Genomic DNA, 18546 nt, shown 5'->3' with positions numbered 1-18546 from the left:
GGTGCGTCCAAGTGGACTCGAACCACCGACCCCCACCATGTCAAGGTGGTGCTCTAACCAACTGAGCTATGGACGCACTGTGTGATAATTGCTTTGCGAAGTAAATGGTGCGTCCAAGTGGACTCGAACCACCGACCCCCACCATGTCAAGGTGGTGCTCTAACCAACTGAGCTATGGACGCATTCTTTAATATCTTCGCTGACAACGGGGACGAATATTAACGATCAGAGCCGGTTCTTGCAAGGGGAAAAACACATTTTCTTGTCCGACTGCTCGTATTTAATGCTATCGGACTGAAAACTGTGCATTTCCCCCGTCAAAAGCCGTTAACGACCGGCGCGTTGCAGGATAAAACTGTCCGGCTGTTTCTGTAACCACAGGATACGGCATGCCATACCGATAGCCGCGGCGGTTAATCCGATAATAAAACCGATCCAGAACCCGGCCGGGCCCATCGCCGGAACCACCAGATCAGTCAGACCGAGGAGATAACCGGACGGCAGGCCGAGAACCCAGTAAGCCGTAAAGGTAATATAGAAGATGGCGCGTGTGTCTTTATAGCCACGCAGCACACCGGCACCAATCACCTGAACGGAATCCGACAACTGGTAAATACCGGCAAACAGCATCAGGCCGGAGGCCATAATCACCACTTCCGGATTATCGTTATACAGCAGGGCGATAGGTTCACGGAACAGCACGGTAAAGAGCGCCGTCACAGCGGCTATCATCAGCCCGACACCCAGCCCGGTATAGGCGGAAACCCGCGCTTTCTCCGTGGAATTTTTTCCGAGGTTAAAGCCGATACGGATAGTAGTGGCGATCCCCAGTGAAATCGGGAACATAAACATCAGCGAGCTGAAGTTCAGGGCAATCTGATGCCCGGCGACCGCGGTGACGCCTAATGGCGCAACCAACAGGGCAACGATGGCAAACAGCGTGACCTCAAAGAACAGCGCCAGGGCGATCGGCAGGCCGAGCTGCGTGATCCGCTTCATGACTGCCCAGTCCGGCGGGGTAAAACGGGCTTTCGGCTGTACATCCCGCTGTGAACGGGCATGCTTCACATACCAGCGCATAAACAGGAACATCGCCCAGAACACCGACGCGGTCGCCACACCACACCCGACACCGCCGAGGGCCGGCGCACCGAATTTCCCGTAAATAAAGATATAGTTGACCGGAATATTGACCAGCAGGCCGAGAAAACCAATCACCATCCCCGGTTTGGTTTTCGACAAGCCTTCACACTGACTGCGGAGTACCTGATAAAACAGGTAACCCGGCGCACCCCACATAATAGCGTGGGTGAACCCGACCGCTTTTTCAGCCAGAACCGGGTCAATATGCGGCATATTTTCAATAATATAGCGGCTGTTATAGAGCACCGCGATGACCAGGACGGATAAAAATGCCGCCAGCCACATACCCTGACGGATCTGATTGGCAATCATCGGACGTCGGCCGGAACCGTTAAGCTGCGCAACCACCGGCGTCAGCGCCATCAGCAGGCCGTGGCCGAACAGGATAGCGGGAAGCCAGATAGAGGTACCGACAGCCACGGCGGACATGTCTGTCGCACTGACTCTGCCGGCCATCACTGTGTCAACCACGCCCATCGCCGTTTGTGTAAATTGCGCGATAATAACGGGAATACCAAGAGCCAGCAAAGTACGCGCTTCTTTTAAATACTTCTGCACGTAATACACCTTATTTATTCTGATAAAAGGAGGAGGAAAGACGTTCCGGGATTCGTAAACTAATTACCGGATCAAGCGGAAAAGTCATTCTAGCGATTAATCAAATACAAGCCAATACAATTAAATGTGCGGGATACCACGGGAAGGGCTGTTTAATTTTTTGTTTCAGGATAAACTGCATAAATCTATCCGAATACTGACTGGAGATCCGCATGTTTACCGGGATTGTACAAGGCACAGGCCCCGTCGTCGCCATCGAAGAAAAAGAAAACTTTCGTACCCACACCGTGAAATTCCCGCCTGAAATGCTGGCCGGGATAGAGACGGGCGCATCAGTGGCGCATAACGGCTGTTGTCTGACAGTCACAAAAATAGACGGGGATTTAATCAGCTTTGATCTGGTTAAGGAAACCTTAAGACTGACCAACCTCGGCAGCATTAAAAGCGGTGATATCGTCAATCTGGAAAGAGCGGCAAAATACGGTGATGAAATCGGCGGGCATATTATGTCCGGTCATATTGTGACCACGGCGGAAATTGCCAAAATTTTTGTCTCTGAAAATAATTATCAGATCTGGCTGCGCATCGAAGATAAATCACTGATGAAATATATTCTGCACAAAGGGTTTGTCGGTATCGACGGCATCAGTCTGACTATCGGTGATGTGGTCAATAACCGTTTCTGTGTGCATCTGATCCCGGAAACCCGTGAGCGTACCACGCTGGGCAAAAAACGGCTGGGTGATAAAGTGAATATTGAGCTTGATCCGCAAACGCAGGCTATTGTCGATACCACCGAGCGGGTACTGGCGCAGAAAATGCAGCAATTGCAGGAAAGTCTGATCCCGGCGGCAGAAACTGAAAAACCGCAAATCTGATGTGATTCAGATAAAAAAATCCGGTGCTGATTTTTGTCAGACCGGATTATTTATTATGGATTGTTTATGGAAGGTACGAAATCAGCGCGGAACGCGTAATCCGCCCTCACAGCCCTGCGGGCTCCATAATATCTGCCACAGCTGGATATCACGGGCACGGAATGCACCGGCACAGGCATTGAGATAATAAGTGAACATCCGTTTAAAGCGCGGGGTGTAATTACTTTCCAGTGACGGCCAGGCAGCCTGAAAACGGGAATACCACGCCATCAGTGTCCGGTCATAGTCCGCTCCGAAATTGTGCCAGTCTTCCATCACCAGTTTATTTTCACTGCTGTCGCCGATATTCTGAATTGACGGCAGACAGCCGTTCGGGAAAATATATTTACCAATCCAGGCATCGACATTCACTTTATTACGGTTTGAACCGATGGTATGCAGTAAAAATAATCCGTCCGGTTTCAGGTTACGCCGGACCACATCAAAATAGGTGGCGTAGTTTTTCGGACCGACGTGCTCAAACATCCCGACAGAGACAATTCTGTCATACTGCTCATGCAGATCGCGGTAATCTTCCAGGATAATATTAACATTAAGATCCGCACAGCGTGCCTGCGCATATTTCTGCTGTTCGGCGGAAATCGTCACACCGGTCACGGACACGTCAAAATGTTTCGCGGCATATGCGGCGAGTCCGCCCCAGCCGCAGCCGATATCCAGCAGTTGCATACCCGGTTTCAGCTGTAATTTTTCACAGATGAGATGCAGTTTCTGCTCCTGCGCCTGCGCCAGATTGGCGGGATCATCACTGAGACCTTTCCAGTAACCGCAGGAGTACTGCATATAAGGGTCGAGCATCAGCTCAAACAGGTCATTACCCAGATCATAATGCTCTTCACCGACAATCCGCGCCCGTTTTTTGGTTTGCAGGTTACGCATACGGGCCATGGCGATTTTTATAATATCGTTGATATTCTGCGGCAGTTTATTTTCCAGCCCGGCACGCAATACCCGCTGAAAGAAAACATCTAACCGCTCACAGTCCCACCAGCCGTCCATATAACTTTCACCCAGTCCCATCGAGCCTTGTTGTAATACCCGTTTAAAGAACTGGTTGTTATGTACCTGAATATCGAAAGGGCGGGAGCCATTAACTTCAATGCCGGCTTCGTCTAAAAGATCGGAGGCAATCCGCTGCCAGGAATCGGCGGGCGTTTTTTGATTTTCGACACAATCAGAACTCATATTATCTCCAATTTTTATCAAAGCGGGATTCTGAGTGCTTTATTTATGACGTTTTGCGCGGGAACAACAGAACCGGTGTGATTGGCCGTCATCGGGTGACAGTCTGCGTATTAACGTAATCGTTAAGACAAAAACAAAGCTCAAAATCCGGATTCAGAACGAATTGTCTGAAAAGTATAGGAGCCTGAGATTAAAATTCAATGGCAAAAAAGGCCGTACATGAGTACGGCCTTTAATTAGGAATATTCTTAATCACTGCGTCAATCTATTGATTTTGTTCCGCAATAGTCACGGAAGTACGTGAAGAGCGGCGCTGGATAATATAACCGCCGATAGTCAGCACCACGGTTGCAGCCATCACAGCGGTGGTGGAGAGCAGTGGTTCGTGCATCAGCGCAGAGACCAGGAAACTGATCGCGGAGCATAAACCGAGCTGAATCGCATTCTGTAATGCCGCCGCTTTACCGCTGTGTTCCGGGTAAACCGCCAGGGCGTTGGATACCGCAATCGGGTAAGACGCACCGTTCATTGCTGCCATAAAGCAGAATGGGATCAGAATCGCCACCAGTGACGGGTTACTGAATTTTGCCATGGCATACAGACCCACCATGCTGACGGCATAACCGGCCAGCAGGAACGGCAGCAGTGTTTTACCGTTAATCCGTGACAGCAGGGCACGGCAACCGTAGCCGCCGACCATAAAGGCGATGGTCTGCGGGATATAGCTCAGGCCGATATCATTCGGGTTATAACCCATATCGCGCAGGATAAACGGTGAGCCGGTCAGCCAGGCAAAGAAACCGGCACTGCATGCGGCGTAAATCAGTACGTTACCGCTGTATACCGGCGATTTCAGCAGACGGAAAAATGAGATTTTCTGTTTTTCTGTTTTGGCAGTATCCGGCGTGATGTGATGTTTTTCTTTCAGCATCAGAGTCGGGATCAGCACCAGCAGCGTGATGCCGCCGAGCACGAGGAAAATTTCGTGCCAGCCGCCGTGATTGAGCAGCCACGCGCCGAGTAACGGTGCCAGCGCCGGAGAAAGTGCCACCAGCGGCATAATCGCGGCAAAAACACGCTGTGCGCGGTGATCATCATAACGGTCGATAACCAGCGCCTGCCAGGTGACCGCCGCAGAGCAGACACTCACGGCCTGTACAAAGCGGAGTAATAATAATTGTGCCGGGGTGGTTACCCAGATCATTGCCAGACAGCTCAGGGCAAACAGCCCGAGACCCATCAGCAGAACCGGTTTACGACCGATTTTATCGGAGAGCGGTCCCCATAACAGCTGGCCGATGGCAAAGCCGACCAGGAAAATACTCAGACTGGCGCTGATAGCGCTGGCAGTGGAGTTCAGAGATTCCTGCATCATACCGAATGCAGGCAGATACATATCAATCGCGAGGTAACCCAGCATGCTGAGCCCGGCGAGATAAAAGAGAAAGCCGCGGGAAGGCGATGTGTTGACTGTCACAGAAAAATACCTGAATGTTAAATAAGTGTAATGCGTGAGTTGTTATTTTAACTATTCGAGTTTTTCTTTGTAAAACGTTATTATTTGCACATTGCTGTGAAATTTTTTGAAAGGAAGGATTATGTGGTCAGAATATACACTGGATGTGGTGGATGCGGTGGCACGGACCGGCAGTTTCAGTGCGGCGGCAGAGGAACTGCACCGGGTGCCTTCCGCTATCAGTTACAGTGTGCGCCAGCTGGAAGAGTGGCTGGCGGTTCCGCTGTTTGAACGGCGTCACCGGGATGTTGAACTGACACCTGCCGGTGTGCTGTTTGTCAAAGAAGCGCGTGATGTCATCAAAAAAATGAAATCCACACGTCACCAGTGCCAGATGATTGCCAACGGCTGGCGCGGACAGTTCAGTATCGCTGTTGACTGTATCGTAAAACCGGAACGGATAACGCGACTTCTGCTGGATTTTTATCATCATTTTCCGGATATCGAATTGTATATTTATCCGGAGGTGTTTAACGGTGTGTGGGATGCGCTGGTGGACAGACGGGTGGATGTGGCTATCGGTGCGACACGCGCATCCCCTATCGGCGAACGTTACAACTTCCGGGATATGGGCTTTTTGCCGTGGCGTGCGGTGGTCAGTCCGGCACATCCGCTGGCCTCTGCCGGTCATGTTCTGACCAATGAGGAGATGGTGCCGTACCCGAGTTTATGTCTGGAAGATACCTCGCGTTCCCTGCCGAAACGCGACACGTGGGCACTGGATAATCAGCGCCGTCTGGTGGTACCGGACTGGGATCGCGGGATTGCCTGTGTGGAAGCCGGTCTGTGTGCAGCGATGATGCCCGCACACCGTGCAGATCCGCTTATTGCGCAAGGCCGGCTGACCGCGCTGAAGATTGAACAGCCGCTGCCGGACAGCCCGTGCTGCATCACCTGGGTGGATAAGGATACTTCACCGGCACTGAGCTGGCTGCTTGATTATCTCGGCGACAGCGAAACACTCAATGCCGAATGGCTGAGATGATCGTCAGCGGCGGTAGTCGATAAACGGACCATCCGCCACGGAGCGGCGTTCGACCAGACGCGGATGCACCTCAATGGTCTGCGCGTCTTCGCGTTTGTTGACGATACGGTCGAGCAGCATGGTCAGCGCCATCTGTCCCAGACGCTCTTTCGGCTGATGGATGGTCGTCAGGGCAGGTGTGAAGTAGCGGGCGTTGCGGATATTGTCATACCCGATCACAGAAATATCCTGCGGTACACGCAGTCCCAGTTCATCGGCGGCACAAATTGCGCCCATGGCCATGGCATCACCACCGCAGAATACCGCGGTCGGCCGCTGTTTACCGGACAAAATTTGTGTCATCGCCCGGTAGCCGGAATCCGGTTCGAAATCACCCTGGACAACCCATTCATCACGCACAGTAATTCCGGCTTCTTTCATTGCCTTACTGAATCCTTCCAGACGGTTGCCGCCGGTGTTCCGCTCAAGCGGCCCCGGAATGACCGCGATATCGCGGTGACCGCGTTCAATCAGGTAACGTCCGGCGAGATAACCGCCGTGCAGGGCGTTATCGATAATCGCATCGGTGAAATCCCCGCGCGCTTTGCCCCAGTCCATCACCACCATCGGAATATTGCGGTAGCCTTCCAGCATGGTAATAAGCTTATCCGGGTACTCCGAACACATGACCAGCAGACCATCGACACGCTTTTGTGCCAGCATCGCCAGATAGGCTTTCTGCTTGTCAGGATTATTATGTGAGTTGCACAGCACCAGGGTATAACCTTTGCTGTAGCAGCTGTTTTCCACCGCCTCAATCACTTCCGCGAAATACGGGGCTTCACTGGAGGTGGCCAGCAGACCAATGGATTTGGTGTTATTGACTTTCAGACTGCGCGCCACGGCGCTCGGTGAATAGTGCAGTTCTTTGATTGCAGCCCAGACAGCCGCCTTCGTTTCTTCCGCAACGAAACGGGTATTATTAATGACATGGGAGACGGTTGTGGTGGAGACGCCCGAGCGCTTAGCCACATCTTTAATCGTTGCCATGATGAAAACAACTCCTGACCTGCCGGTCTGTATTTTATTATTCGGTTAATCGATTGCTATTATAGTGCCATTATGCAGTAACAATAGAAAAATTTCTGTAAAAACAGGCATTGTTGTCTGATCCGGGTCAAAAGTAAAAAATATTACCTGTGCTATGGTTATTGATATGGTCAGCTATTCGGGTTTTCCGGTCAGACCATCCGTTTTAATTATTTTGATGATTCAGGATGTCAGGTAGTCATCATTGGTCACTAAGCAGCTATTTTGGAGATAAGAATGGATACAGATCTGAAATATGGTTTGTCAACAGCGGTTGCAGCACTGGTTATGATCGTACTGTTTTCAATAATGCTTTTCTGATATACCCCATACAGTACAAAAGGGCGGAAAATTCCGCCCTTTTTTGATCGACTGTTTTTAATCAACAGTTTTTGAATAACTGTTTTTGAATAACAGTCTTTTGTTCCCGGATTACGCCAGGTTTTCTTCCGCAAATTTCCAGTTCACTAATGCCCAGAAGTTTTCCAGGTATTTAGGACGGGCATTACGGTAGTCGATATAATAAGCATGTTCCCAGACATCGACGGTTAAGATTGGTTTATCGTTACCGCTGACCGGGGTTGCCGCGTTAGAAGTATTCACGATAGCCAGGCTGCCGTCTGCTTTTTTCACCAGCCATGTCCAGCCGGCACCGAAGTTTTTCACTGCGGCATCGGTAAACTGCTGTTTAAATTCAGCAAATGAACCGAATGTGCTGTTAATAGCGTCAGCGATTTTACCGGTCGGCTCGCCACCGGCATTTGGTGCCAGGCAATGCCAGTAGAACGTGTGGTTCCAGACCTGGGCGGCATTATTGAAGATACCGGCATCAGAGGTTTTGATAATCTCTTCCAGTGACTTACCTTCAAATGCGGTGCCTTTGATCAGGTTATTCAGATTAACCACATAGGTGTTGTGGTGTTTACCGTAGTGGTATTCCAGTGTTTCTTCAGAAATATGTGGCTCTAATGCATTTTTTGCATAAGGCAGTGCAGGTAATTCAAACGACATTGCATTCTCCTTGTTAAGGTTGAGTCAGTAACCTCATCACAGATGGATTACTGTTATTATTCTGCGAATTATCTTAACAAGTTTTGTCATAAAAAACAGCGTGAAATACCATGGATGATATTATTCACATGGTGAAAGATAAAATTGCCCACAGGATGATATCTGTCACGATAAAAGCGATTAGCAGGGTGTACAGCTTATGACAGCAGATCCAGTTATAGAGTCGTTTCATTCTGTTTTCTCCGTATGACTGCGGAATTATAAATATAACGGATTTACGGGCCGAAATCCGGGCAAACTGAGTAATTTATACCGGAAACGTGACTACAGCTGTTGTTTGTCAATCGACGGAAGACCCTTTACAATTCCTGCTATGACGAAAGGACAATAATGATCATTATGCTGGCAGATTATATTTTTCGTGCAATACAAAACAATACTGATTGTGACGTTATTTGCGATCATTCTCAGAAAGATGAACCGGCTGAAGTGATCAGGCGTGTCCGCCGGTGGCAGTTCCGGGACGGTATTGAGCTGATGTGCAGTGAAGAGACAGAAACTGCGGTACAGACAGGGGATGAACAGTGCCCGGAGCAATGGATAGTCTGGTCTGTCACCGGAGATACAGAAAAAAAAGTATCACCGCAGCATAAAGAATTTTTCAGTCTGTGCCAGCAGCGCTATTGGCTGAAAATACAGATGGCCTGATGTGCCGGATACAATCCTGAAAATTACCGGTATAATTATCCGTAATTATTAAACTGATTCAGAAAAAGAATATGACAAAACTCACGTTGCAGGAACAAATGCTGAAAGCCGGATTGGTGACCAGCAAAAAAATGGACAAAGTCCGCAGAACGGCAAAAAAATCCCGTGTTCAGGCCCGCGAAGCCAGAGAAGCGGTGGAAGAAAATAAAAAAGCGCAGCTTGAGCGCGATAAACAGCTGAGTGAGCAGCAAAAACAGGCTGTCTTATCCAGAGAATATAAAGCACAGGTGAAACAGCTGATTGAAATGAACCGGATCATTATTTCAAAAGGAAATATTGATTTTAATTTCACCGACAGCAATGTGATCAAAAGTATCACTGTAGATAAAACCACCCAGTCTCAGCTGATTAGCGGTCGTCTGGCCATTGCCCGGTTAAGCACAGAAAACAGCGGCGTCAGTGAATATGCCATTATTCCGGCGGTTGTTGCGGATAAAATCACACAACGTGATACGGAAAGCATTGTCCTGAATAATGCGCTGGCACAGGATGAAGCGGATGAAGACGATCCGTATGCTGATTTTAAAATCCCGGATGATTTGATGTGGTGATCCGCATTTGCCTGCTTTTCCTGTTCAGAACGGGCAGGGACTGCGGGCAATGACCGGTTCGCCGCTGACCGGATGGACAAAATCCAGTTCACCGGCGTGCAGCATCAGCCGCGGAATATTCCCGGTGCCCGGTAACTCTTTCCCGCCGTAGAGATCACACCCTAAAATCGAATGGCCCAGATACTGACAATGGATACGGAGCTGATGCGTGCGGCCGGTTTCAGGTGTCAGTTTCACCCGGGTGACCGGCAGAGACATCCCGTCTTCTGTTTTATAATAAAAACGGTCAGTCACCTGATAACGTGAGCGGGCCGGTTTTCCCCGGACAGCACATATTGTCATGCGCGGAAACAACGCCGGATCTTTGGCAATCGCTGCATCTATTATTCCCTCATTGTTACTCAGATGCCCGCACAACAGGGCGCTGTAACCTTTCTGCACTGTACGCTGACTGAACTGACGGCAAAGTGCGGCATTAATTTCTTTATTGCAGGCAACCACCAGCAGCCCGGACGTACCGAAATCCAGCCGGTGCACCAGGGCACAACCGGGAAACAGCTGTACCAGCCGGTAATGTACAGAATCCCGGTTTTGCGGATTTTTCCCCGAAAGACTGAGCAGCCCGGCGGGTTTGTTAATCAGCAGCAGGTGTTCATCCTGATACAAAATATCAATCTGCTCCGGGCATGGCGGGGCAATAAAGGTATCGGTAATGTCAGACATCGGGCTATCCGGGTAAAAAGCGGAAAGGGATGATAACGAATTTTCAGTGCGGTGGCGAATCATGTTGTCCGGATATCCTATTGCGTAATTTTACGGAATGATCCACGCTGATCGCCAGTATTAATACGCAGAGGTTGTGCTATGCGCAGATTCACACAGGTATGCCATGCAGTACTGTTAATAACCGGACTTTTAGCGGTGCCGGTATCGTCTTATGCGGACCGGGATCATGATAAAAGACACGGTCACCGGTATGAGCATAATCATGGTCATTATAAGAACAAAGATAATCATTACCGTAAGTACAAAAAAGATCTGACTTACGCACAGGCACGCTGGCTGGCGTCAAAAAGCGGATTGGTCGGATATCATTCATTACCGCCGGGAATTGCGAAAAACCTCGCCAGAGGAAAACCGCTCCCTCCGGGGATTGCAAAACGCGCGGTACCTGCGCACATGCGTGACCGGCTGCCGCATTACCCTGGTTATGAGTGGAAAATAGCCGGTGATGATTTAGTGCTTATTGCACTGAGCACCGCGGTGGTGACCTACATTATTAATGATGTTTTTGAGTAGTCGTTTTTGAGCAGTATTTTTTGAGTAGTAATATAACGTCCCGCAAACCGGCGGGACGTATTTCTGCTCAGGCAGGACGGGTAAAGGCGAGCAGAGCACCGACCAGCATAAATAATGATCCGAACACTTTATTCATTGCACGGGTCTGTGCCGGGCTTTTGATAAATACAGCAATTTTCCGTGCCAGCACGGCATAGCCGGTCATAACAATAGTATCAGCAATAACAGTGGTTATTCCCAATATCAGATACTGTATCAGCTGCGGCTGATGGGGAATAATAAACTGCGGAAACAGTGCTGCGAGAAAGACAATACTTTTGGGATTCGAAATATTCACCAGCACGCTATTCTGATACAGCTTTTTGCGTGACTGTGTTGCTGTCAGCGTATTCAGCGCAATAGTCCCTGCCGCCCGCCACTGGCAGACGCCCAGCCAGATAAGATAGGCCGCCCCGGCCCATTTCAGTATTTCAAATGCAAGAACTGACTGTGACAGCAATGTGCCCAGCCCGACACCGACCAGAATAATCAGCAGCGATAACCCTGTCTGTAATCCGGCAATGGCCGCGACTGCTCCCCGGTAACCGTGATTGACAGACGTTGTCATGCTGTTAATCGCCCCCGAGCCGGGGGACAGACTGACAATAACGGACGTCATCAGATAGGCAAACCACCACTCAAAGGTCATTTCGGGCTCATCAGATTATTAACAGAAAAAGAATATCCGGATTATGGCATTGTCGGGTGAAGTAAAAAATGATGAACGTCCTGTTTTCAGGAGGAAAATACGGGTGATGATGGGTTTAACGCCGTATTTTCTCTGTTTTGCTTTTGTGCGGCACCCGGATGGTGTGCAGGTGCGTTTTACCGCAGCTGCCGGTCTGTATTTATCTGAGTGATACAGGACAAAAATACGCCTGACTGATTTTAACAGTATGTTAAAAGCAATACCTCTTTGCAGTGAAAAGTGGTATTCTGCGCGTATGTTAACACCGGTCTAACCGATCTGAAGTGAAGGACGTTTTACATGACGACGACTATTGAAAAAATCGAACGCCAGATTAAAGAAAACCCGATTCTGCTGTATATGAAAGGCTCCCCGAAACTGCCGAGCTGCGGTTTCTCCGCACAGGCGGTACAGGCGCTGGCTGCCTGTGAAGAGCGTTTTGCTTATGTGGATATTCTGCAGAATCCGGATATCCGTGCTGAATTACCAAAATACGCTAACTGGCCGACCTTCCCGCAACTGTGGGTTGACGGTGAGCTGGTCGGCGGCTGTGACATCATTATGGAGATGTTCCAGCGCGGTGAATTACAGACACTGATTAAAGAAACCGCAGCAAAATACCGGACTGAAAACGAAGAATAATCACGTCCAGTACTATTTATTGAAGCCCCGCAGGGTAAACCTGCGGGGCTTTTGTCTTTCTGATGGCGGCGAAATGAAAGTTGTTAATGCGGATATTTTTTAGAGTGGCGGTATCGATAACACAAAAAGGACAGAAAAATGCAGCCAACATCAGCAGGGCAGAATGTTATGTTAACCGGGTATATTTCACATCAGGAAATCGCTGATATGAACTTAAAAGAACCGGTATCAATAAGATCGCCGGGTTTATCTGAGCGGCTCACTGAGATCCGTAACAGTGCCGCTGAGTTTTTCACCGCAGTGAAAGGAAAAATAAATAATGTGTTTGAGCCATTAGGGAATTGGATAAATAAAGTAACAATCCGGGAGGAAAAAACGCAATCAACGCAATCTGATGCTGATCAGAACGCACGGATGGTGCTGAAAATAGCACAGGAAAACGTACCGGGTTATTTAGAGCAAGCCCGGACGTTTCTGGGTGAAGATAAACCTCTGGATGCTGCTTCACTGAAGATGTTCTCAAAAGACATACTGAGACCATTAGTCACATTTCTGAGTGGTGCGGATAAAATAAAAGGTGCGGATAAGCCAGCAGAGAAATTCATGACCGAATTTACACACAAAGTAAATAGCATGTTATCCGCTGCTGCGGATTGCGGCCCTAACCCCTCTGAAAAAGTAAATCAGCTTGCGTCAATCTGTGATGATGATAAGGCTAAAGCCTATTCAGCCACAGAGAATTTTGAACAGAACTTCAAAACAAGAATGATGATGCTGATGACGGATATTGAAGGATCGGTTCTGCCTGATTTGCTGTCGATCAAACCTGCCGAAGTCGTCGCCCGGCATAGTCAGCAGCAACAGGAGGAAACCTGGCGGCGGTTACCGGATAACTGATATAAAAACGCCACCTCATTCTGAGGTGGCGTTTTCTTACTGATTACTGTCTGCGGCAGGCGGCCAGCCGCCCAGTTTTTTCCAGCGGTTGACGATGTCACAAAAGAGCAGTGAGGTGCGGTCGGTATCATACGCCGCACCGTGAGCCTGTTTACTGTCAAACGGGATACCGGCAGCGATACAGGCTTTGGCCAGAATCGTCTGTCCCAGTGATAATCCGCTTAATGCAGCAGTATCAAAGGTGGCAAACGGGTGGAACGGATTACGTTTCAGTCCGCAGCGCGCGGCTGCTGCCATCACAAAACTGTGGTCAAAATTCGCATTGTGCGCCACGATAATTGCCCGTTTGCAATCCGCATCTTTCATACCCTTGCGCACCATTTTAAAAATGGCATGCAGAGCCTCATATTCTGTGACTGCGTTACGCTCCGGATCTGCAGGGTTAATCCCGGTGAACGCCAGTGCGGCAGGATCAAGATTTGCACCCTCAAAAGGCTGCACATTGAATTCAAGCCGCTGATCCGGCATCAGCCAGCCGTTATGATCCATTTTGACGGTAATGGCAGCGATTTCCAGCATACCATCAGTTGCGGCATTAAAACCGCCGGTTTCAACATCGATAACGACGGGATAATACCCGCGGAAACGTGCACTCAGAGCATTGTGATTTTGATTTTCAGACATGGGACTCTTAATTAAACGAACAAAACGCACTATTCTAGCGCGGCTTGCCGGCAGGAGAAAGGGCTGTTCAGTGCTGCGCCGGAAAAGAAGGATCGTTCTGATCCTTCTTACAGGGGTAATCAGTTACCGAGCGCAGCTCCGGCACTTTTATTTTCAATTAATTCAATCTTATAACCATCAGGGTCTTCCACAAAGGCGATAATGGTGGTGCCGCCTTTAACCGGACCGGCTTCACGGGTCACATTGCCGCCCGCTTTGCGGATAGCGTCACAGGTCGCTGCGACATCATCCACGCCAAGCGCGATATGGCCGAATGCCGTTCCCATTTCATAGGAATCCGTACCCCAGTTATAGGTCAGTTCAATCACGGAACCTTCACTTTCGTCACTGTAGCCCACGAACGCCAGTGAATATTTGTATTCCGGGTTTTCACTGGTGCGCAGTAAGCGCATACCAAGAACCTTGGTATAAAAATCGACGGAACGTTGCATATCACCCACGCGGAGCATGGTATGGAGTACACGCATAAAGTAACCTCTCAGAGTGCTATCAGTTATTTATCAGTAATGGCTCACACTATAACGTGATAATTGACTACAATTCAAATTATCAGGATGCTGATGGTTACCGGATAACCATTACCTGTCCGGCAGGGCATCAGACAAAAGGACATCAGCCGATGGCAGAACAACTTCACTTTTTTGATATCCCGTCACCGTGTGTGGGGATATGTCAGATGAATGAAAAAGGGTATTGCCGGGGATGCTACCGGAGCCGTGATGAGCGCTTTCAGTGGCTGTCGATGAGTAATGCGCAAAAAGAAAATATTATTCGTTTGTGTCGTCAGCGTCGCTACAGGGCGGCTAAAAGTGAGACTCAGCCGGAATCACCGTCCGGACAGTTAGATCTATTTTAATAAAATAATTGCAAATCTATATATTAGGTTTGAATTAATATAGTGGGGTTATTTAGTGTTGTTGATTTATATATTATAGAAATAATGTTTTTTGTCGCATTTGAATTTATAATCAAGAGTGAAATTATATGAACGAAATATAAAATTATTGTGATGCGGGCTGGTAACTCATTATGATAGTAACCTCATGTTTAATAAGATTAATCACATAAAATAAATTATTTTTTGTTAAAAATAAAATGGTGGTTATGTAAAAAAATATAGATCCCGGCAGTGATGATCGCTATTCTTAATCCCGAACAAGTTCATCAACTTAATCAATTAAATTTGTATAAAAAGCTAACTATTTCATGGCAATAAAAATGGTTATGAAATAGTCATGAACTGTTTTTGTTACGCAGCAATATTGCGTCGCTGTTAATGAACACAATAGTGCCGCGTTTCTTTTTATTGGGTGATTGAAAGACATGAGGGCGTGTTTATGCATCCGTACCGTATTCACATAAGGAGAAATTTGTGGAGTTAACATTGGGATCAGACTTAGCGAGGTTAGTGCGGATATGGCGATCACTGATTGACCACCGGCTCAAACCACTGAAACTCACACAGACACACTGGATTACACTCTACAATATCAGCCTGCTGCCGCCGGATCAGTCTCAGATTCAGCTGGCGAAAGCGATCGGTATTGAACAGCCTTCGCTGGTCCGCACGCTGGATCAGCTGGAAGAAAAGCAATTAATCACACGGCATATCTGTATTAATGACCGCAGAGCGAAACGGATAAAACTGACGGAGGAATCCGAACCTTTTATCCGTGAAGTGGATGCGGTGATTGAAAAAACACGGCGTGAAATTCTGGGCGGGATTACACAGGATGAATTATATACACTGGCGGAGATTGTCAGAAAACTGGAAAATAATATTGTGCAGCTGCATAACCGTAATTAATGTCAGGTAATAAAAAAGGCGAAACGGGTGTTTCGCCTTTTGCCGGTAAACCGGGAAAATTAACGCGGAGATACGGTATAGGTTGAACCGGATTTCGCGATACGCACACGCTGACCGACGGAGAACGGAGTTTTACCTTGTTTTTGTACAACAACAATGATTTCGCCGTTATCCTGTTTCAGTTCGAGTTCAACACCGGATGTGTTGTTCATCGATGCCTGAACGTTCTGGCCTGCAACACCACCTGCAATAGCCCCTGCTGCGGTAGCCAGAGTCTGGCCGGTACCGCCGCCGATTGTGCTGCCTAAAATACCACCCAGAATTGCACCACCTGCCGCACCGAGGATATTTTCGTCACTGCCGCCCTGAATAGTCACCGGACGGGCGCTCATTACTGTACCATAGGTAACGGTCTGAACACGTTTCGCCTGGTCTGCACTATAAGTGTCACCACTGAGTGTGTCCATATTCACACAACCGGAAAGTGCCACGACGGTAAATACACCGACGAGAAAACGCTTATACATACTTAACTCCTGATTATTGTATTCACAGATTCAGATGTGTTCATTATCTGTAGTGTAATATTTTACCTATTATCGCAGAATAATTTTGCATTAAAAATGTTTTATTTGCACCTTACATTAGGAACAGCTTAAAGCCAAATGTTCCGGCGGCAAGGTAAATCGTCTTATTTCACAAATGTGAGGTGTGCATCAGAACAGGGATTAAGTAGGGGCACGATGCGAAAAGGGATGAATCTGCGGGGCACCCTGATTATAGTAATCACACCGGAATATGAATATTATATTTTTATCAGATGGTTATTGATTAAAAGGAATCGGTTATGCGTTCGGGACGTTATATCGGCGTGATGTCAGGAACCAGCCTTGACGGGGTGGATGTTGTGCTGGCCGCGATTAATGATTCAGTGGTTGCGCAGCAGGCGGCGTACTCGCATCCGTTTCCGCCCGCGCTGAAAAGGCGCATACTGGCGGTATGTCAGGGGCAGCAGACGACGCTGTCGGAAATCGGCCGTCTGGATTATGAACTGGGTACACTGTTTGCTGATGCTATCCGCGGTCTGCTGGCACAAACCCGGCTGAGTCCGCAGGATATTGCCGGTATCGGTTGTCACGGACAGACTGTCTGGCATGAGCCGGACAGCGACACTCCGTTTACCCTGCAACTCGGGGATAACAACCGGGTTGCTGCGCTGACGAATATCATGACGGTCGGGGATTTCCGCCGCCGTGACATGGCTTACGGCGGGCAGGGCGCGCCGCTGGTGCCTGCATTTCATCAGGCGGTGCTCGGTGTACCGGATGAAAAACGGATTATCCTGAATATCGGCGGGATCGCCAATATCACGACGCTGATTCCGGGAGCGGAGGTCAGAGGGTATGACACCGGTCCGGGCAATATGCTGATGGACAGCTGGACATGGCGGCACCGTGCTGCACCGTACGATAAAGACGGTGAATGGGCAAAAACAGGGCGGGTCAATGAGGCGTTGCTGGCACATATGCTGAGCGATCCCTATTTCCGCCGTCCGGCACCAAAAAGTACCGGCCGTGAATATTTCAATACGCAGTGGCTGACCAGACAGCTGGATAATTTTCCGGGCCTGAAACCGGAAGATGTGCAGGCAACCCTGCTGGCGCTGACGACGGTCAGTATCAGTGAACAGGTCACACTGTGCGGCGGCTGTGAGCGCCTGCTGGTGTGCGGCGGTGGTGCCCGTAATCCGCAGATCATGGCGCAGTTGTCAGCACAACTGCCGGGCACCGAAGTGAGCCCGACCGATAAATACGGCCTGAGCGGTGATGATATGGAAGCCCTGGCATTTGCCTGGCTGGCCGCGCGGACACTGGCCGGTGAACCCGGCAATCTGCCGTCGGTTACCGGTGCAGACAGGGAAACCGTGCTGGGCGCGGTATATCCTGTTATCCGTCAGTGGCCGTAATAAAAGATTACACACAGTTATTCAAAAGAATTAAGAGGATAAAAGGCATGTCAGACGAGTTTACGGACGTTGCTTCACTGCGGCGTGAATACACCAAAGGGGGATTGCGCCGCCGAGATCTCAGTGATGAACCGCTGGAAATGTTTGAACGCTGGCTCAAACAGGCGTGTGAGGCCAGACTGACTGACCCGACCGCGATGTGTGTGGCCACTGTGGATGAAACCGGTCAGCCGTATCAGCGCATTGTGCTGCTCAAACACTTTGATAAAGACGGGCTGATTTTCTATACCAATATGGGCAGCCGCAAGGCACAGCATCTGGCAAAAAATCCGAAAATCAGTGTGCATTTCCCGTGGTACAGCCTGGACAGACAAGTCTGCTTCCTGGGGGAAGTGGAGCGTTTATCGACACTGGAAGTGGTAAAATATTTCCACAGCCGTCCGAAAGACAGTCAGATAGCTGCCTGGGCATCACAGCAATCCTCGCGGATTTCTGCCCGCGGAATTCTGGAAGGTAAATTTCTTGAACTGAAACAAAAGTTTAAGCAGGGCGATGTGCCGCTGCCAAGCTTCTGGGGCGGGTTCAGGATTAAATTTAATTCAGTTGAATTCTGGCAGGGCGGCGAACACCGTCTGCATGACCGTTTTCTGTATACCCGCACCGCAGACGGCTGGGACATTGACCGCCTTGCGCCGTAACCGGTTGTTACCGGAATTTCTTCTGCAAAATCATTTTAATTGC

22 protein-coding genes and 2 tRNA genes are annotated in these 18546 nt (G+C 49.0%); 12 read left to right on the top strand and 12 right to left on the bottom strand.

Going from position 1 to position 18546, the window contains the following annotated elements:
* Positions 1-2 precede the first annotated feature (2 nt).
* The 3 genes from R5268_RS10625 to R5268_RS10615 all read right to left on the bottom strand — a co-directional run bounded on the left by R5268_RS10625 (position 3) and on the right by R5268_RS10615 (position 1701).
* Positions 3-76 (bottom strand) — tRNA-Val (locus tag R5268_RS10625).
* Positions 77-105: 29 nt separating this feature from the next.
* Positions 106-182, bottom strand: a tRNA-Val gene (locus R5268_RS10620).
* A 145-nt stretch (positions 183-327) separates the two neighbouring features.
* A complete protein-coding gene (locus tag R5268_RS10615) occupies positions 328-1701 on the bottom strand; it encodes an MATE family efflux transporter (RefSeq protein ID WP_046893620.1) in 1374 nt (457 codons plus the stop codon).
* A gap of 212 nt (positions 1702-1913) precedes the next feature.
* Between R5268_RS10615 and R5268_RS10610 the strand changes: the two genes are divergently transcribed.
* Complete coding sequence (locus tag R5268_RS10610) at positions 1914-2579, top strand: riboflavin synthase (protein ID WP_046893540.1); 666 nt, start codon at positions 1914-1916, stop codon at positions 2577-2579.
* Positions 2580-2660: 81 nt separating this feature from the next.
* Here R5268_RS10610 and cfa read toward each other — a convergent pair whose 3' ends face one another.
* Both cfa and punC read right to left on the bottom strand, forming a co-directional pair.
* Positions 2661-3824, bottom strand: a complete 1164-nt coding sequence (cfa, locus tag R5268_RS10605; RefSeq protein ID WP_317420210.1) for a cyclopropane fatty acyl phospholipid synthase — start codon at positions 3822-3824, stop codon at positions 2661-2663.
* A 265-nt stretch (positions 3825-4089) separates the two neighbouring features.
* Positions 4090-5301 (bottom strand): purine nucleoside transporter PunC, encoded by a 1212-nt coding sequence (gene punC, locus R5268_RS10600; protein ID WP_072056867.1) that lies wholly within the window; start codon positions 5299-5301, stop codon positions 4090-4092.
* Between the two features lie 121 nt (positions 5302-5422).
* On the opposite strand from punC, the gene punR reads away from it, so the two are divergent.
* Complete coding sequence (gene punR / locus R5268_RS10595) at positions 5423-6325, top strand: DNA-binding transcriptional activator PunR (protein WP_046893538.1); 903 nt, start codon at positions 5423-5425, stop codon at positions 6323-6325.
* A gap of 3 nt (positions 6326-6328) precedes the next feature.
* Here the strand turns inward: punR and purR are convergent, their stop codons facing one another.
* Entirely contained in the window at positions 6329-7354 is a 1026-nt protein-coding gene (gene purR / locus R5268_RS10590) for an HTH-type transcriptional repressor PurR (RefSeq protein WP_046893537.1), read from the bottom strand.
* A gap of 276 nt (positions 7355-7630) precedes the next feature.
* Between purR and R5268_RS19450 the strand changes: the two genes are divergently transcribed.
* A complete protein-coding gene (locus R5268_RS19450) occupies positions 7631-7714 on the top strand; it encodes a YnhF family membrane protein (protein ID WP_107679736.1) in 84 nt (27 codons plus the stop codon).
* A gap of 111 nt (positions 7715-7825) precedes the next feature.
* Here the strand turns inward: R5268_RS19450 and sodB are convergent, their stop codons facing one another.
* Positions 7826-8404, bottom strand: a complete 579-nt coding sequence (gene sodB / locus R5268_RS10585; protein WP_046893536.1) for a superoxide dismutase [Fe] — start codon at positions 8402-8404, stop codon at positions 7826-7828.
* A 390-nt stretch (positions 8405-8794) separates the two neighbouring features.
* Between sodB and R5268_RS10580 the strand changes: the two genes are divergently transcribed.
* Both R5268_RS10580 and R5268_RS10575 read left to right on the top strand, forming a co-directional pair.
* The gene (locus tag R5268_RS10580; RefSeq protein ID WP_182106919.1) at positions 8795-9112 is read left to right on the top strand and encodes a hypothetical protein; all 318 of its coding nucleotides are present in this window, start codon (positions 8795-8797) and stop codon (positions 9110-9112) included.
* Between the two features lie 71 nt (positions 9113-9183).
* Positions 9184-9723: a DUF2058 domain-containing protein gene (locus R5268_RS10575; protein ID WP_054425183.1), complete on the top strand. Its 540-nt coding sequence runs from the start codon at positions 9184-9186 to the stop codon at positions 9721-9723.
* 24 nt (positions 9724-9747) lie between these two features.
* On the opposite strand, the gene R5268_RS10570 is transcribed toward R5268_RS10575, so the two are convergent.
* Positions 9748-10446 carry an RluA family pseudouridine synthase gene (locus R5268_RS10570; protein ID WP_317420215.1) on the bottom strand — a complete coding sequence of 233 codons (699 nt, stop codon included), beginning with the start codon at positions 10444-10446 and terminating at the stop codon, positions 9748-9750.
* A 141-nt stretch (positions 10447-10587) separates the two neighbouring features.
* Between R5268_RS10570 and R5268_RS10565 the strand changes: the two genes are divergently transcribed.
* Positions 10588-11022, top strand: a complete 435-nt coding sequence (locus R5268_RS10565; protein WP_218454152.1) for an anti-virulence regulator CigR family protein — start codon at positions 10588-10590, stop codon at positions 11020-11022.
* A gap of 67 nt (positions 11023-11089) precedes the next feature.
* Here the strand turns inward: R5268_RS10565 and rhtB are convergent, their stop codons facing one another.
* The gene (gene rhtB / locus R5268_RS10560; protein WP_218454151.1) at positions 11090-11710 is read right to left on the bottom strand and encodes a homoserine/homoserine lactone efflux protein; all 621 of its coding nucleotides are present in this window, start codon (positions 11708-11710) and stop codon (positions 11090-11092) included.
* 339 nt (positions 11711-12049) lie between these two features.
* Between rhtB and R5268_RS10555 the strand changes: the two genes are divergently transcribed.
* Together R5268_RS10555 and R5268_RS10550 are read left to right on the top strand one after the other, a co-directional pair.
* Positions 12050-12391: a Grx4 family monothiol glutaredoxin gene (locus R5268_RS10555; protein WP_107679729.1), complete on the top strand. Its 342-nt coding sequence runs from the start codon at positions 12050-12052 to the stop codon at positions 12389-12391.
* Positions 12392-12598: 207 nt separating this feature from the next.
* A complete protein-coding gene (locus tag R5268_RS10550) occupies positions 12599-13288 on the top strand; it encodes a hypothetical protein (RefSeq protein WP_317420217.1) in 690 nt (229 codons plus the stop codon).
* Between the two features lie 36 nt (positions 13289-13324).
* Here R5268_RS10550 and rnt read toward each other — a convergent pair whose 3' ends face one another.
* Together rnt and gloA are read right to left on the bottom strand one after the other, a co-directional pair.
* Complete coding sequence (rnt, locus tag R5268_RS10545; RefSeq protein WP_025152983.1) at positions 13325-13972, bottom strand: ribonuclease T; 648 nt, start codon at positions 13970-13972, stop codon at positions 13325-13327.
* 119 nt (positions 13973-14091) lie between these two features.
* Entirely contained in the window at positions 14092-14499 is a 408-nt protein-coding gene (gene gloA, locus R5268_RS10540; RefSeq protein WP_004235481.1) for a lactoylglutathione lyase, read from the bottom strand.
* Between the two features lie 152 nt (positions 14500-14651).
* Between gloA and R5268_RS10535 the strand changes: the two genes are divergently transcribed.
* Complete coding sequence (locus R5268_RS10535; protein WP_218454148.1) at positions 14652-14888, top strand: DUF1289 domain-containing protein; 237 nt, start codon at positions 14652-14654, stop codon at positions 14886-14888.
* 516 nt (positions 14889-15404) lie between these two features.
* Positions 15405-15839 carry a transcriptional regulator SlyA gene (gene slyA / locus R5268_RS10530; protein ID WP_046893527.1) on the top strand — a complete coding sequence of 145 codons (435 nt, stop codon included), beginning with the start codon at positions 15405-15407 and terminating at the stop codon, positions 15837-15839.
* A 59-nt stretch (positions 15840-15898) separates the two neighbouring features.
* On the opposite strand, the gene R5268_RS10525 is transcribed toward slyA, so the two are convergent.
* The gene (locus tag R5268_RS10525; protein ID WP_046893526.1) at positions 15899-16366 is read right to left on the bottom strand and encodes a glycine zipper 2TM domain-containing protein; all 468 of its coding nucleotides are present in this window, start codon (positions 16364-16366) and stop codon (positions 15899-15901) included.
* A 320-nt stretch (positions 16367-16686) separates the two neighbouring features.
* Here R5268_RS10525 and anmK point away from each other — a divergent pair, with 320 nt between their 5' ends.
* Together anmK and pdxH are read left to right on the top strand one after the other, a co-directional pair.
* On the top strand, positions 16687-17805 hold the full coding sequence (anmK, locus tag R5268_RS10520; protein WP_218454147.1) for an anhydro-N-acetylmuramic acid kinase: 1119 nt from the start codon (positions 16687-16689) through the stop codon (positions 17803-17805).
* 47 nt (positions 17806-17852) lie between these two features.
* On the top strand, positions 17853-18503 hold the full coding sequence (gene pdxH, locus R5268_RS10515) for a pyridoxamine 5'-phosphate oxidase (protein ID WP_046893524.1): 651 nt from the start codon (positions 17853-17855) through the stop codon (positions 18501-18503).
* Positions 18504-18546: the final 43 nt, after the last annotated feature.

Origin of the sequence: Morganella sp. BCCO 40_0007, assembly GCF_032989665.1 — a bacterium.
Lineage (GTDB): Bacteria > Pseudomonadota > Gammaproteobacteria > Enterobacterales > Enterobacteriaceae > Morganella > Morganella sibonii.
This window is presented reverse-complemented; position numbering and strand designations above follow the sequence as displayed.